This is a genomic window from Acidovorax sp. CF316 (assembly GCF_000276605.1).
In the GTDB taxonomy this organism is placed as follows: domain Bacteria; phylum Pseudomonadota; class Gammaproteobacteria; order Burkholderiales; family Burkholderiaceae_C; genus Acidovorax.
In genome coordinates, this window is record NZ_AKJX01000118.1 from 1 (window position 1) to 15,053 (window position 15,053).

Annotated in this window: 14 protein-coding genes; 5 read left to right on the forward strand and 9 right to left on the reverse strand. The window is 68.9% G+C overall.

What is annotated here, in order from left to right; genetic code table 11:
• Both PMI14_RS13580 and PMI14_RS13585 read right to left on the reverse strand, forming a co-directional pair.
• The coding region (locus tag PMI14_RS13580; protein WP_007855248.1) for a fumarate hydratase at positions 1-634 on the reverse strand (634 nt) is incomplete at its 3' end.
• 134 nt (positions 635-768) lie between these two features.
• Positions 769-1,656, reverse strand: coding sequence for a LysR substrate-binding domain-containing protein (locus PMI14_RS13585; protein ID WP_007855250.1), 888 nt, complete (start codon positions 1,654-1,656; stop codon positions 769-771).
• Positions 1,657-1,771: 115 nt separating this feature from the next.
• Between PMI14_RS13585 and PMI14_RS13590 the strand changes: the two genes are divergently transcribed.
• The 3 genes from PMI14_RS13590 to PMI14_RS13600 are packed head-to-tail and all read left to right on the forward strand — an operon-like array spanning position 1,772 to position 5,129.
• Entirely contained in the window at positions 1,772-3,187 is a 1,416-nt protein-coding gene (locus tag PMI14_RS13590) for an amidase family protein (RefSeq protein ID WP_007855253.1), read from the forward strand.
• Between the two features lie 44 nt (positions 3,188-3,231).
• Positions 3,232-4,242, forward strand: coding sequence for a tripartite tricarboxylate transporter substrate-binding protein (locus PMI14_RS13595; protein WP_007855254.1), 1,011 nt, complete (start codon positions 3,232-3,234; stop codon positions 4,240-4,242).
• Between the two features lie 59 nt (positions 4,243-4,301).
• Entirely contained in the window at positions 4,302-5,129 is an 828-nt protein-coding gene (locus PMI14_RS13600; protein WP_007855257.1) for an inositol monophosphatase, read from the forward strand.
• Here PMI14_RS13600 and PMI14_RS33545 read toward each other — a convergent pair.
• Positions 5,126-5,479, reverse strand: a complete 354-nt coding sequence (locus PMI14_RS33545) for a hypothetical protein (protein WP_007855259.1) — start codon at positions 5,477-5,479, stop codon at positions 5,126-5,128. The genes PMI14_RS13600 and PMI14_RS33545 overlap by 4 nt on opposite strands.
• 276 nt (positions 5,480-5,755) lie before the next feature.
• Complete coding sequence (locus PMI14_RS13610) at positions 5,756-7,909, reverse strand: bifunctional diguanylate cyclase/phosphodiesterase (RefSeq protein WP_007855261.1); 2,154 nt, start codon at positions 7,907-7,909, stop codon at positions 5,756-5,758.
• Positions 7,910-8,551: 642 nt separating this feature from the next.
• Here PMI14_RS13610 and fumC point away from each other — a divergent pair.
• Positions 8,552-9,937, forward strand: coding sequence for a class II fumarate hydratase (gene fumC / locus PMI14_RS13615; RefSeq protein ID WP_007855262.1), 1,386 nt, complete (start codon positions 8,552-8,554; stop codon positions 9,935-9,937).
• A 172-nt stretch (positions 9,938-10,109) separates the two neighbouring features.
• On the opposite strand, the gene PMI14_RS13620 is transcribed toward fumC, so the two are convergent.
• Positions 10,110-10,439 carry a hypothetical protein gene (locus PMI14_RS13620; protein ID WP_369751454.1) on the reverse strand — a complete coding sequence of 110 codons (330 nt, stop codon included), beginning with the start codon at positions 10,437-10,439 and terminating at the stop codon, positions 10,110-10,112.
• On the opposite strand from PMI14_RS13620, the gene PMI14_RS35780 reads away from it, so the two are divergent.
• Positions 10,383-10,508: a hypothetical protein gene (locus tag PMI14_RS35780; protein ID WP_255344577.1), complete on the forward strand. Its 126-nt coding sequence runs from the start codon at positions 10,383-10,385 to the stop codon at positions 10,506-10,508. The two genes, PMI14_RS13620 and PMI14_RS35780, sit on opposite strands and share 57 nt — an antisense overlap.
• Positions 10,509-10,627: 119 nt before the next feature.
• Here PMI14_RS35780 and PMI14_RS13625 read toward each other — a convergent pair whose 3' ends face one another.
• The 4 genes from PMI14_RS13625 to proX form a co-directional block, all read right to left on the reverse strand.
• Entirely contained in the window at positions 10,628-11,398 is a 771-nt protein-coding gene (locus PMI14_RS13625) for a Crp/Fnr family transcriptional regulator (protein ID WP_007855267.1), read from the reverse strand.
• Between the two features lie 127 nt (positions 11,399-11,525).
• Positions 11,526-12,644: a DNA topoisomerase IB gene (locus tag PMI14_RS13630; RefSeq protein ID WP_052024391.1), complete on the reverse strand. Its 1,119-nt coding sequence runs from the start codon at positions 12,642-12,644 to the stop codon at positions 11,526-11,528.
• A gap of 81 nt (positions 12,645-12,725) precedes the next feature.
• On the reverse strand, positions 12,726-13,880 hold the full coding sequence (locus tag PMI14_RS13635) for an RDD family protein (RefSeq protein WP_007855270.1): 1,155 nt from the start codon (positions 13,878-13,880) through the stop codon (positions 12,726-12,728).
• 141 nt (positions 13,881-14,021) lie between these two features.
• Complete coding sequence (gene proX / locus PMI14_RS13640; RefSeq protein ID WP_007855272.1) at positions 14,022-15,029, reverse strand: glycine betaine/L-proline ABC transporter substrate-binding protein ProX; 1,008 nt, start codon at positions 15,027-15,029, stop codon at positions 14,022-14,024.
• Positions 15,030-15,053: the final 24 nt, after the last annotated feature.

Genomic DNA, 15,053 nt, shown 5'->3' on the forward strand with positions numbered 1-15,053 from the left:
CCATCAGGCTTTCCTTGGCCAGGAGCACCGCCTTCTCGGCCGTGCCGCCGATGCCGATGCCGAGCATGCCCGGCGGGCACCAGCCTGCGCCCATGGTGGGCACGGTCTTGAGCACCCAGTCGATGACGCTGTCGCCGGGGTTGAGCATGATCATCTTGCTCTTGTTCTCGCTGCCGCCGCCCTTGGCCGCCACGGTGATGTCCACCGTGTTGCCGGGAACGATCTGCGCGAAGATCACCGCGGGCGTGTTGTCCTTGGTGTTCTTGCGGTCGAACTGGGGGTCGGCCACCACGCTGGCGCGCAGGGTGTTGTCGGGGTGGTTGTAGCCGCGGCGCACGCCTTCGTTGATGGCATCTTCCAGGCCGGCGGGGAAACCCTCCCAACGCACGTCCATGCCCACCTTGAGGAACACGTTGACGATGCCGGTGTCTTGGCAGATGGGGCGCTGGCCGGTGGCGCTCATCTTGCTGTTGGTCAGGATCTGGGCGATGGCGTCCTTGGCCGCGGCGCTCTGCTCACGCTCGTAGGCGCGCGCCAGGTGGGCGATGTAGTCGGTGGGGTGGTAGTAGGAGATGTACTGCAGCGCAGCAGCAACGGACTCGACGAGATCGTCGTACTTGATCGTGGTGGTCATCGTGTTTCTGTCGTGGGCGGAGAGGAGCGCGTCTTTGCGCGCTGCTGGCTGTCCGGGGAAGACGCCAGACTGCGATTATCCCATCCACGTGCTTACACCGTGCTGGCGCTCCGGCAAGCCCCTTGAAGGTTGGCCTATCGGCAATACCGCTGGAACAGCGTGGCCAGCCTCCCAGCCGCCAGCGACAAGGGCGATGCCCGCAGCTTCAGGATGCCCAGCGTGAGCGCCGGGAGTTCCATGCGCAGGGGCACGCGCACGATCTGGCGGGCATAGGGCTCGATGGACAGGAAGCGCTCGGGCAGCATCAGCAGCAGGTCGCTGCGCGTCATCAGGCTCCAGGACACGCCGAAGGTGTTGGCCTCCAGCAGCCGCTCGGGCACGGGCAGGCCCTCGCGCACGAAGCGCTCGAAAAGCACCGTGTGGTGGCTGCCCGGTGCCCGGTGCACCAGCCACTCGGCGTCGACCAGTTCCTCCCAGGTGGTGGCCCGGGCCAGGGGATGGCCAGGGCGGCAGGCCACCATCATCTGGATGGGGGCGATGGGGTCGAGCTCCAGGTCGGAATCCAGCGACCCCTCGACGGCCGCGGCCACGGCAAAATCCACGAAGCCTTCGCGCAGCTGCGGCAGGGCCAGGGGCATCAGGCCCTCGAACAGCCGCACCTGGGCCTGCGGCATCTCGCGCTTGAACTCGCGCAGCACTTCGGGCAATGCCCCCATGAACACCACCGGGGTGACGGACACCGCCACCGAGGCCTGCTGGCCGCCCTGCAACTGGCGGATGTCCTGGCGTGCCATGGCCAGTTGCGCCTGTACCAGGCGCGCGCGGATGGTGAGTTGCCGCCCGCATTCGGTCAGATCGACACCGCGGGAGCTGCGGTGCACCAGCGGGGCGTCCACCTCGGCCTCCAGCTCGCGGATGGCCTTGGTCACGGCTGGCTGGCTGATCCCGAGCGCACGGGCCGCCGCCCGGATGCTGCCTGAATCCACGACCTGCAGCAGGGCTTTGAGCTGGTAGTCCTTCATGTCGGGTGACAACCTGTGGTTATTGCCAAAGTGTTCAAGGCATCTTACGCGAGAGCCTCTGCCCCCGTACGCTGTGTCCATTCCACCGCCATCCACCGCAACAAGGACCTGCCCGATGTACGACACCTCCCAGGAACTCTGGCGCCTGGGCGCCGCAGAAACGGCCGCTGCCATCCGGCGCCGGGACATCTCTTGCCGGGAGGTGACGTCCAGCGTGCTGGCGCGCATCCAGGCCGCCAACCCCCGAGTGAATGCCCTGACCGAGGTGCTCGGCGAGGCCGCGCTGGCCGCTGCGGACGCGGCCGACCGGCAGGTCGCCGCAGGCGGGCCGCTGGGCGTGCTGCACGGCGTGCCGGTCACCACCAAGGTCAACGTGGACCAGGCGGGCCTGGCGACGACCAATGGATCGGTGCTTCAGCGCGGACTCATTGCGCAGGAAGACGCGCCGGTCGTGGCCAACCTGCGCCGTGCCGGCGCCATCCTGGTGGGTCGCACGAACACCGCCACGTATTCGGTGCGCTGGTTCACGGACAACGCGGTGCATGGCCGCACCCTCAACCCCTGGGACGCAGGCACCACGCCCGGGGGCTCCAGCGGCGGGGCTGCCGTCGCGGTGGCCTGCGGCATGGGCGCCATCGCCCATGGCAACGACATGGGCGGATCGATCCGCTACCCCGCCTACTGCTGCGGTGTGGCCGGGCTGCGCCCCACGGTGGGTCGCATCCCCGCCTACAACCCGAGCGCGGCGGCGGAGCGCGGCATCACCGCACAGCTGATGTCCGCCCAGGGGCCGCTGGCGCGCTCGGTGGCCGACCTGCGGCTGGCGATGCAGGCCATGGCGCTGTTCGACGCGCGCGACCCGAACTGCGTGCCGTGGCCGCAGGCACCGGAATCCGCACCCCGGGGCGGCTTGAGGGTGGCGCTGTGCCGGTCGTACCCGGGCATCGCGGCCCACCCCGCCGTGGTGCAGGCGCTCGACGAGGCTGCGCGCTGGCTGGCCGATGCGGGCTATACCGTGGAAGAAGTCCAGCCCCCGGCGCTGCGGGAGGCGGCCGAGCTGTGGCGTGTGCTCGGCGTCGAGGACGGCCGCCGCGGCATCAGCGCCGCCATTCGCGACCATGGGGACGATGCCATGCGGTTGAGCCAGGGGTTCATGGAGCAGGGCATTGCCGAGGGCGGGCGCGATGCCTTCCAGGACGCTCTGGCCCAGCGTGCCGGACTGGCGCGGCAGTGGTCGGTGTTTCTGGACCGGTTTGCGCTGCTGCTCGTGCCCGTGTCCTGGCAACCCCCTGCGTCGCAGGACGAGGACACGCAGTCCTGGCCACGCTTTCGGGCGCTGCTCGATGCGCAAAGCCCCTTGCTGGCCACGGCCTGCCTGGGCCTGCCGGGCATTTCCGTACCCACCGGCTTGCACGCATCGGTGCCCATCGGCGTGCAGCTGGTGGCCGCCCGCTTCCGCGACGACCTGCTGCTCGATGCGGCGCAGGTGATCGAAGAAGGCGCCGGTTTCGTTGCGCTGCTGAACCGTTGAATCCCCCCTGCGTTCGTCCATCCACAATCCTTGCGAGGTGCCCCATGTCCCCTGACGATATTTCCCCTTCTCCCACGCTTGCGCTGCACCGGCGCAAGCTGGCCCTGTTGGGTGGCATGCTGGCGGCGGCTGGCCTGCCGATGGGCGCCAGCGCGCAGTCCAAGGACTACGCAACCATGCTGATGCCGTTTCCGCCCGGTGGGGCGGGCGACTTCCTGGCGCGGGTTCTGGCCGACAAGCTCAAGGCTGAGCTGGGCCGCAATGTGGTCGTGGACAACCGTCCCGGCGGCGCCACCCGCATCGCGGGCGAGGCGCTGCGCAATGCACCGGCCGATGGCGGCACCGTACTGCTCTCGCCCGTGGACCCCATGTTCATCGGCCCGGCGATCTACTCCGGCATGCGCTATGACCCGATGAAGGACTTTCGGCCCATCACCGATGTGGCGGCGCTGCAGTTCGGCATTGCCGTGGCGGCCCATTCGCCGCACAAGACGCTGGCACAGTACCTGCAAGCCGCCCGCGCCCAGACTGCGCAGGCGGACATCGGCATCTCGCTGATCGGGTCGCTGCTGCACTTCCTGGCCATGGACTTCATGGCCCAGTCCGCTTCCAAGGGGCAGATCGTGCCCTACAAGGGTGGCACGCCCATGCTCAACGACCTGCTGGCCGGGCAGATCCCTGCCGGCATGGATGCGACCACTACCTTCATGGAGTTCCACCGCGCCGGCAAGATCCGCGTGCTGGCCGTGTCGGGCAGCCGCCGCGCGGCCAGCTTGCCCGATGTGCCCACGTTCGCGGAGTCGGGCTTTCCCGACCTGGTCGCGACCTCGGGCTACGTGGTCTATGCGCGTGCGGACACCCTGCCCGCCGCCGTGGGCCAATGGAACAAGGCGCTGCGCAGGGTCCTGGCCCAGGACGAGGTGCGCGCCAAGCTGCTGCATGCGGGCTACGACCCGGTGCCGGGCTCCGAGCCGGCAGACGTGTCGGCAGCCACCGAGCGCGCTGCGGCGCGCTGGCTGCCGGTCATCAAGAAGTCCGGGTTCAAGGGCGACTGAGGGAGGGGCCTGCACTGCGCTGTGCTGGCACCGGCCGATTCCCGGTGACACTACCGGGCATGACCTTTCCCACGTCCGAACTCGCGTTTCTGGGGGCTGTGCTCGCGGACGCGGCCCGCACGCAGATCATGCCCCGCTTCGCGCGCCTGTCCGGCGTGGACCGCCGGCAAAAGACCTCGGCTTTCGATATCGTGACCGAGGCCGACGAGGCGGCAGAGGCCGCCATCCTGTCGGCCCTGCGTGCGCGGCATGGTGATGCCGCGGCGTATGTCGGGGAGGAAGCTGCCGGGCGCGACCCGGCGCTGCTCGCATCCATCGCCATGGCCGACCTGGCCTTCATCGTCGACCCGCTGGATGGCACGAAGAATTTCGCCTCGGGCCTGCCGCTGTTCGGGGTGATGGCAGCGGTGACCGTGGCGGGTGAGGTGGTCGCTGCCGCCATCCACGACCCGGTGCGCGCGGATACGGCCTTTGCGATGAAGGGCGGTGGCGCGTGGATGGAGTCGGCGGGCGGCGAGCGCACGGTGCTGCAAGTGGCGCAGCCCGTTCCCGTGGGGGAGATGGAGTGCGTGGTCGGCACCAACTTCCTGCCGGAGCCGTTGCGCACCCAGGTGAATTCGCGGCTGTCACGCCTGGGCATGAGCACCTGGTTTCGCTGTGCGGCGCACGAGTACCGGCTGGCGGCAGCAGGCCATGTGCATGCGGTGTTCTACAACCGGCTCATGCCCTGGGACCACGCGGCCGGGTGGCTGCTGCACCGGGAGGCGGGCGGGTACTCGGGCCACTTCGATGGCAGCGCCTACCGGCCGTCGCACACGACCGGCGGGCTGATTTGTGCGCCCGACCAGGGCAGTTTCCATGCGCTGCGCGAGGTCTTGCTGGCCTAGGCGGGCTCGTCCTCGGCCCCGGGCTCTTCGCTTTCTTCTTCGGGGTACAGGTCCGCATCCACGTCCACTGCGGGTTCGGCGGCCAGTTCGCTGTCGGCATCGTCGGGCGAGAAGGCCTCCATGTGGTCGGGCAGGATGTCGCGGGCCTCGCGGTGCAGGCCGGGTTCCACGCTGGCGCGCTCGCCGGTGCCGTGGCGGTCGGTGTCCATCTCCGGGTCGGTGCTGTAGACGCCTGCGCTGTCGCTGCCCGAATCGGATGCATCGCTGGGCCCCATGCTGTCGTTGCCGGTGGCGCTGTGGGTGGGCGGAAGGTTGTCGGCATCGATGCCGAGCAGGCTGCTGGTGGCCATGGAAATCTCCGATCTGGCTGGCTGGGTGCGCACCGGTCAACGTGAATCGGCACGTCAATGGCGGTGCGGCCACTGTGGTGCCATGGTGCACGCGCCGGGCGGCGTGCGCTGTAAGAACATGCCGACGATTGCTACGGATGGTCACGCGGGCCGATGGCCTGGTCGGCAACGCTGGCGGGTCCCGCGCGAAGGCGCCAGCGTCTGTCTGCGGATGCGAGCGGCCCGGGCCCATGCTGCCGTGCAGGGGCGGCCCCGTTACAGGGGCAACGAGGGGGCTTACAAGCTTCCGATGACGGAGGGTGTGAAGTCCACGGCACCCTCCGGTTTTTCGCCCTGCGACCAGGCGAACAGCGAATCCGCCGGCATGGGGCGGGCAAAAAAGAAGCCTTGCAGTTCGTCACAGTCCATGCCCAGCAGGATGTCGCGCTGGCCCATGGTTTCCACGCCTTCGGCCACCACGCGCAGGCCCAGTGCGTGCGCCAGGCTGACCACGGCGCTCACCACGGCGCGGGCGTCTTCGCTGTTTTCCAGATCGTTCACGAAGCTGCGGTCGATCTTCAGCTGCTGCGCGGGCAACTGGCGCAGGTAGTTGAGGCTGGAGTAGCCGGTGCCGAAGTCGTCGATGGACAGGAACACGCCGATGCGCGCCAGCCCGTCGAAGGTGCGCTGCGTGGCCTTGATGTCTTCCATGGCCACCGACTCGGTGATCTCACACAGCAGCTGCGAGGCATCCAGGCCGTGGAACTGGAGCGCCTGGCCGATGCGCTCGGCCAGGCCGCTTTCGCGCAGCTGGTGCACCGACAGGTTGATGGCCACGCGCATGCGCATGCCGCTGCGTGCCCATTCGGCCGTCTGGCGGCAGGCCTCGTTGATGACCCAGCTTCCCAGGCGCCCGATCAGGCCGAAGCGCTCGGCCAGCGCGATGAAGACCAGCGGGCTCACCATGCCGTGCTTGGGGTGGTTCCAGCGCAGCAGGGCCTCCACGCCGCTGATCTGGCCGCGCGTGCCGTCGATCTTGGGCTGGTAGTGCAGCGCCAGCTCGCCTCGGTCCAGCGCCTGGCGCAGGTCGTTGAGCAGCTCCAGCTGTTCGGAGGCATCCGAGCCCATGTGGGGCTCGAACAGGGCGTAGCAGCCACCGCCCGCGCGCTTGGCGGCGTACATGGCCGCATCGGCGTTGGCCACGAGCTTGGTGCGCTCGCCATGGTCGGGGTGCACCACGATGCCGATGGAGCAGGCGATCTGCACCTTCTTGCCGGACACCTCGAAGGGCTGCGCCAGCGACTCCAGCACGCGGTTGGCCATGCTGACGCAGGCGGCCACGTCGGTCACATCTTCCAGCAGGATCAGGAATTCATCGCCACCCACGCGGGCCACGGTGTCGCACTCGCGTGCTTCCTTGCGCAGCCGGTCGGCGGCGCTGCGCAGGATCACGTCGCCCGCCGCATGGCCGAAGGAGTCGTTGATGGGCTTGAAGCCGTCAAGGTCCACGAACAGCACGGCCAGCCGGTCTTCCACGCGCAGGTGGTTGGTGCGGTCCAGGCGCAGCAGGGCGTGGATGAGGCGGTCTTCGAACAGCAGGCGGTTGGGCAGGCCGGTGAGGGCGTCGGCAAAGGCGCGCTTTTGCAGCTCGTCGTTGGCCGCTTGCAGGCGGGTGTTGCTCTCGCGCAGCGACTGGGTGAGCTGCTGCGCCGTGTTCTGCAGCCGCGCGTCCAGGATGGAGGTGAACAGGGTGCTCACCAGCAGCATGCCGGTGGCGATGAGCACCATGGCCGTCAGGCCCGGACCGCCCAGTTCGCCGGCGCTCTGGCACACGGCGCCCACCGCAAACCGGGCCGCCGCCATGCCGGTGTAGTGCATGCCGCAGATGGCGACGGCCATCACGAAGGAGGCGGCCAGCTGGTAGGGCAGGCGCTGGCTGGGCCGCACGCGGCGCAGCAGCTTGAAGATGAGCAGCGCCGAGGCCGAGGCCAGCACCGCGATCAGCACCGACAGCACCACCACCCGCAGGTCCCAGACGATGCCGGGGTTCATGTCCATGGCCGCCATGCCGATGTAGTGCATGCCGCTGATGCCGGCCCCCATCACCAGCGCGCCCAGCGCCAGCTGCACGCGGCCGAAATGCTCGCGGCTGGCCAGCTCCAGCGCCACGCCCGATGCGGCCACGGCCGCCAGCCAGGACAGCAGGGTGGCCCCGCCGGAAAACCCGATCTCGATGGGCAGCTTGAACGCCTGCATGCCCAGGAAGTGCATGGACCAGATGCCTGTGCCCATGACGATGGAGCCCGCCGCCCACCAGGCCAGGCCCACGCGGCGCTGCGCCGTGCGCACGCGCCGGGCCAGGTCCAGCGTGACGTACGAGGCCAGCATGGCGATGGCAAAGGACGCGGCCACCACGAACAGGTTGTAGCTGAAGGGCATGAACGTGTTCATGGAATGGAGCAGGAGAAAAAGGCGGTTGTGGATAGGCAGGTTGCGCCAGCCCAGGCGCGCCGTCAAGAGGGCGTGCCTGTGCTGGAGGCGGAGCCTGTTCACGGTCTCTCTCAGGGCGCGCGCAGGCCGCGGCCACACCCGGTTGCAGGCCCCAAAGGGCCAACCAAGACATGCATGCCCAGCGCAAGAAGGGGAGGGGCGGCGGGGCTGGCTCCAGGTGCCGGTCGGATGGCATCTGCAGCGCCGCTGCCTGGGTTCCATGGGGCTTGGCGCGCCCAGGACGGCACGGCCCGGAAAAAGACCGTGAACGGGTTCTTTCTGGAGCAAAGTGTACCAATTTGTTGCAAGATTTGTTGGGGTGCGGGCTCTAGGTATGTAACCGGGCGCCCCAGGTGTGCCCCATTGGGCCCTGCCCATCCGGGCGCCGTGGCGTCACAATCCGGAGGAGCCCGTGTACCGGGTGAGGGGCATTTCCCCGGCTACCGTCCATGCCTCTGAGTTGGTAATGAGAATTGTTCTGTTTTGCCTTATGCTCCCGGGCGCGCCGGGTTCCCCCCGGCCACCCCTTTTCTCGGCCCGTGGCTGGCGCACCGGGCCGTGCTGTTCCCTGTGGCAGTTGTTTACCCTGGAGTACCGTTTTCCATGACCTCCCGTACCGAACGCGACACCTTTGGCCCCATCGAGGTGCCGGCCGACAAGCTGTGGGGCGCGCAGACGCAGCGCTCGCTGCAGAACTTCGACATCTCGGGCGAGCAGCAGCCGCGCGAGATCATCAAGGCCCTGGCCCAGGTCAAGCGCGCCTCGGCCGTGGTCAACCAGGCCCTGGGCCTGCAGGACGCGAAGAAGACCGAGGCCATCGTGGCCGCGGCCGACGAAGTCATCGCCGGCAAGCACCCGGGCGAGTTCCCGCTGGTGGTGTGGCAGACGGGCTCGGGCACGCAGACCAACATGAACGTCAACGAGGTGCTGGCCAACCGCGCCAGCGAGATCCTGGGCGGCGAGCGCGGCGAAGGCCGCCTGGTGCATCCCAACGACGATGTGAACCGCAGCCAGTCGAGCAACGATGTGTTCCCCACTGCCATGCACGTGGCTGCCGTGGAGGCGCTCACGCACAAGCTCTTGCCCGCCATTGCCAGGCTGCGCGCCACGCTGGACAAGAAGGCGAAAGATTTCGACGGCATCGTCAAGATCGGCCGCACCCACCTGCAGGACGCCACCCCGCTCACGCTGGGCCAGGAGTTCTCGGGCTACGTGGCCCAGCTCGACCATGGCGAGCGCCATGTGCGCGCCGCACTGCCCCACCTGTACGAGCTGGCCCTGGGCGGCACCGCCGTGGGCACGGGCTTGAACGCCCCCAAGGGCTATGCCGAGCAGTCGGCCGCCGAGCTGGCGCGCCTGACGGGCCTGCCCTTCGTCACCGCGCCGAACAAGTTCGAGGCCCTGGCCTCGGTGGACGGCCTGGTGCACGCCCACGGTGCCTTGAAGACCCTGGCCGCCAGCATGATGAAGATCGCCAACGACGTGCGCTGGCTGGCCAGCGGCCCGCGCAGCGGCATCGGCGAACTGAGCATCCCCGAGAACGAGCCCGGCTCGTCCATCATGCCCGGCAAGGTCAATCCCACGCAGAGCGAGGCCGTGACCATGCTGGCCGCGCAGGTGTTCGGCAACGACGTGGCCATCAACTTCGGCGGCGCCTCGGGCAACTTCGAGCTCAACGTGTTCCGCCCCATGGTGGCGCACAACTTCCTGCAGAGCGTGCGCCTGCTGGCCGACGGCATGGTCAGCTTCAACGACCAGTGCGCCGTGGGCATCGAGCCCAACCGCGAGCGCATCACCGAGCTGGTGGACCGCTCGCTGATGCTGGTGACCGCGCTCAACACCCACATCGGCTACGACAAGGCGGCTTTCATTGCCAAGAAGGCGCACAAGGAAGGCACCAGCCTGCGCGAGGCCGCCGTGGCCTCGGGCCATGTCACGGGCGAGCAGTTCGACCAGTGGGTGGTGCCGGGCAACATGGTCGGGCGTTGAGAGGCTGACAATCTTTCGCCCATGCCCGCCTTGCACGCCAAAACACCCCGGCTCGTCGTTGCAAATGCTCGCCATAGCCCGCGCTATGGCTGTGCTTTGCGCCTGGATCCGGTGCGTTCTGGCGCGCCCCTCGGACACGGTCAAAAAATTCCCAGCCTCTGAGTCCGTTCACTCAGCGGTTCGCGCGCATCACCTTGACCACGGCGGCCGCTTCCTCGTCGGCGTAGCCGGCTTCCTCGGCCTGGCGGAACAGGGTTTCCGCCAGCTCCGGCACGGCGGCGTGGATGCCGCTGTCGCGCGCATGCTGTGCGATGCGGCGCGTGGCGTCGATGGAGATGCGCAGCGGGCTTTGCGTGATGGCGAAGTCGCCGCTGTGGATCACCTGGCCCTCGTGCTGCAAAAATTCGCCGAACGAGGGCGCGATCTTGTTGATGATGGTGCCGTAGTGCGCGACGTCCAGGCCGTCGTTGTGAACAACAACGCGGGTGCCAACAGCGTGCAGGTGAAGAACCTGCCCGTGGGCGACTACCCGGTGGTGATTGCCGACCAGGGCCTGGTGATCTTCCAGTAAGAGCGGCTGACAAAACTCTTCTGGCGTCGTTGCTGCGTCTTGCCGTACTACCCGTACTGCCTGCGACGCAGCGCCTGGCCAGAACCGCTGCGCTGGGTTTTGTTACCTGCTCTGAGGTGTCAGTCGGCAGCCAGCGACTCCTGCTGCGCCAGCGCTTCGAGCTGCGCCAGGTTGTGCACCACGATGTCGCGCTGGTGGATGCCGATGATGCCCTCGCGCTCCATCCACTTGAGCTCCATGTTGATGCGCTGGCGCGAGCCGCCCAAAAGCTGCGCCAGCTCGTCCTGCACCAGCGACAGGCCGATGGCGCCGCGCGTGCCCGGCACGGCGGCGCGCTCGCCGAAGCGGCGCAGCATGTGCAGGAGCTGCTTGGCCAGCCGTGCGCGCAGGGGCAGGGTGGCCATGTCCTCCATCATCCAGTACAGGTAGCGCATGCGCCGCGCCTGCAGGGTGAGCAGGGCTTCGCCGAACGAGGGGTGCTCGCGCAGCAGCTGGCGGAACACGGCCTCGGCCACGCTGAGCACCGTGGTCGGGCCGTGCGCGTGGGCATCGTAGGTGTTGGCACCCTGGTGCAGCACCTCGGCCTCGCCCACCCAGATGCCGGGCTCCACATAGGCCAGCGTGACCTGCTTGCCCGAGGGCGTGGTGCGCCGAAAGCGGATGGCGCCGCTGGCGCAGGTGAACCAGTCCGTCGCCAGCTTGCCCTGCTCGACGATCATCTTGCCGTGCGCGTAGCGTGTGACGCGGCCCAGGCGCAGGATGTCGTGCCTGAGCGAGGGGGTGAGCGCGGCGAACCAGCGGCCGCGGTTGATGGCGTCGCGCTCCTCCAGGCTCAGGAAGGGGCGCTGCTGCGCATTGCGGTCAACGCCGTGGCTCAGGGAATCCAGCATGGTGTGTGGCTGCTCTCGGGGCAAGTCGAAAGGGAGGACCGGCGTTTGCCGCGCTGCAGCAATTTTAGCGATGCTCCGGCGCCACGTGCTGGGCGCAGGGAACATTGGCGACAGGGCGCCTGGCGGCTTATCCCTTGCGGGGCGGCCTGTGCAGAAAGGCCAGCAGCCGCCGCTCCGCCGCGCTCAGGCCCCGGGGCGAGGCTGCGCCGCCGATGCGCGCCCACACCGACTGCATGCCCGGCCCGGCATCGGACGCCAGGCGCGAGCCCAGCTCCAGCACCGCCGGGTGCACGTACGACTTCCTGCACACGGCGGGGGTGTTGCCGAGCTGGCGCGCGACCTCGGCCAGGATGTCCTTGGCGCGGTAGGCCTGTGGTCCCGCCGGGCCCGCGCAGGCCAGGCGCGTGAGCTCCAGCGCCTGCACCGTGCCATGCCAGGTGCGGAAGTCCTTGGCGGTGAAGCGCAGGGCATCGCCGCCGGCCCGGTCGCCTCCCGTGATCTCGGCCAGGTAATCGTTCACATCGCCCGAGCCCACGGCATGGGGCTGGCCTTCTTCGTCTTCGTACTGGAACAGCTCCTGCCCCGGCAACTGCTGGCAGCGGCGCACCACGCGGGCCACGCGCGGGTCGTCCAGCTCAGCCTGCTGCGGCACGCCGCTCTTGCCCCGGAAGCTCAAGGTGAGCTTGCTGCCGTGCAGCCTGGCATGGCGTGTGCGCAGCGTCGTCAGGCCGAAGGAGTTGTTGCTGCTGGCGTATTCCTCGTTGCCCACGCGCACGAAGGTGGTGTCCAGCAGGCGCACCAGCGTGGCCAGCACCAGGGTGCGCGACAGGGCCTTGCCGCGCACGCCTTGCCTCAGGTCCCGTGCGACACGCGCACGGATGCGCGGCAGCGCGCGGCCAAAGGCCTGCATGCGGCCAAACTTGCTTTCGTCACGCTGCATGCGCCAATCGGGGTGGTAGCGGTACTGCAGCCGGCCGCGCGCATCCAGGCCCGTGGCCTGCAGGTGGCCATTGGGCAGCGGGCAGATCCACACGCTGGTGTAGGCCGGGGGGATCGCCAGTTTGTTGATGCGCGCCACCTCGTCGGGGTCCACCACCCACTGCCCGTCGGGGCTGCGGTAGCGAAAGGCCTTGCCGCGCTTCACGCGCGTGAGGCCGGGCATGGCAGTGCTCACATAGCGCAGGCCACCCGGCAGGCGGGGACGAGATGGAGTGGTCTTGCGGGGGGACGAAGCAGGCGACAACATGCCCCGATCACACCGCGGCCCGCCGCGTTCGGCCGTAGGAATCCGCTCGGCTCCGGCGTGGGACGGCGCCGCGCGGCCGGGTTACTTTGCCGCGCCCGCCACGGCGTGGCGGCAGCCGAAGGACAGGTTCTCGCGTGCGATGTCGTCGCTGCCGCACTGCCACTTGCCCAGGTCGCTCTGGCCCTTGCGCTTCTTCATCGTGGGCATGTAGACCAGGTGCTTGCCGTCCAGTGGCTCGCCCGCACCGTCCGCAATGGTCAGGCGCACCACGCCATTGGCGGGCTCGATGGCCAGTGCCTTGAAGCCTGCCGGCAACTGCCCGGCCTGGGTGATGCCGATGGCCGCGGCATTGGCAGGGAAGCCGCCGCTGCTGCGGTAGTGGTTCTCCACCAGCTGCAGCACGGGGCGTGCAGCCTTGTCCAGCTGGCGCACCTGTTCGCGGTGCGGGTTGGCGGGCTCGTCGCCCTGGTTCCACAGCGCCACGGCCACCATGATCGCGAAACTGAAGGCCGACAAGGCGCCCAGCACCACCATCGTCTTGAGGAACCAGCCGGGGCCGCGTTCCAGTGCCACGGCCTTCTGGATGGCGGTGTCGCTGGCGCGGCTGGAGACCACGAAGGTGCCGCTCATCGAGCTGTGCAGGCCGCGCTCGCCGAACAGGGCCGTGAGCACGCGGTGCAGCAGGAAGGGGATGGCCAGCGTGAGACCCAGGGTCAGCGTGTACTTGAGGAAATGGCGCAGCATGGACCGTGCCACGCCAGGGCGCTCGCCCGTGCGCGTGGCCACGCGCATGCCCAGCAGGCGCTTGCCCGGCGAGCCCGCGCCCATGGCGTCCATCAGCGCGGGCGAGAACAGGCCCAGCACGGCCAGCGCCAGTGCGGCCGGATAGGCGGCGTTGGGCGTTGCGTCGAAGGCGGGGCGGGCGAACACCCAGGCCAGCACCATCGCAATCGGCAGCACCAGCATCAGCAGCCCGTCGATCAGCGTGGCGCCCAGGCGCGCCAGGGTGCCGGGAAACACCTCGACCAGCTCGGCCTGGTGCGCCTGCGCGGGCGCGGGCCGGGGGGCTGGCGCGGGCGGCTTGGCCGTGGGGAAGGCGAACGGGGCTGGTGCCGGTGCTGCGCCTGCCTGCGTGCCAGCCACCGGCAGCGGGGCCTGGCAGCTGAAGCACTGGGTGTAGGAAGCGTGGTTCTGCCAGTTGCAGCGCGGGCATTGCATGGTGGTGCGGCAGGCCATCGGCGATGGCCGGCAAGGGTGGGTCGAAGCGGCCGGATTATGCGGCGCGCGCCCTGCCGCCTGCGGCGTGCCACGGCCACTTGTGGCCTGCACGACACACACTCACCCGAAAGAGTGAGACATTCCGCACGACTTGCCGATTTATCGGGATGCTGCCAGCGCCTGCGCGATCCAGCCATCGAAGGTGGCCTGGTGCGCGCGGATCCAGCCGTCCGCATGGCGTGCCAGGTCGGCCGGGCGGTTGTGCCCGTCGCGCATGGCCAGGTTCTGGGCATTGATGTCGCCCACGGGCAGCTGCATCACCTCGAACAGCTTTGCGGCCGCCGGGTTCTGGTCGGTGAACTGTTTGTTGGCCACGATGCGCTGCTGGTTGGGGATGAAGCCATAGTTGCGGCCGTTGGGCAGCTCCGTGTCCACCCCTGCCTGATCGCCTGGCAGCGCCGAGTGCGGTACCTGCAGCCACACCACCTCCTGGCCGGGGCGCAGCACGCCGCTGACCCAGTAGGGCGTCCAGGTGTAGTACAGGATGGGCTGGCCCTGGCGGAAGCGGGCGATGGTGTCGGCAATCAGCGCAGAGTAGCTGCCTTGCACGTGGGTCACGGTGTTGCGCAGCCCGTAGGCGGTGAGCTGGTGTTCGATCACGCCCTCGCAGCCCCAGCCGGGCGTGCAGCCCGTGAGGTCGGCCTTGCCATCGCCGTTGGTATCGAACAGTTGGGCGAGCTTGGGGTCCTTGAGCTGGTCGATGCGGGTGATGCCGTATTGGTCGGCTGTCTTCTTGTCGATCAGGTAGCCCTGCACGGCGTTCTGCGAGTAGCTGCCGGTGCGCGAGAGCCTGGCGTCGCCCCCGGCGTTCTTGTAGAAGTCGGCGTGCAGCGGGTCCCAGTGGTTGGCCATGTAGGTGGCATCGCCCTGGGCGATGGCCACATGCGCCGTGGGGTACTCGACCTCCTTGGTGGGCTGCACGGTGTAGCCCAGCTTTTCGAGCGCGCGGCCCACCAGCAGGGTCTGGAAGCTCTCTTCGGCAATGGGGCTTTGCAGCGGCTGGACGCGGATGCCTGTGCCGGGGAGCTTGGCCTGGGCCTGCGCGCCGCCGGCGAGGGCGAGGGCGGCGAGCACGGCAGCGATGCGGTGGTTGTTCATGAATGCCATGGATGGGTGTTCCTTGTCGGTGGA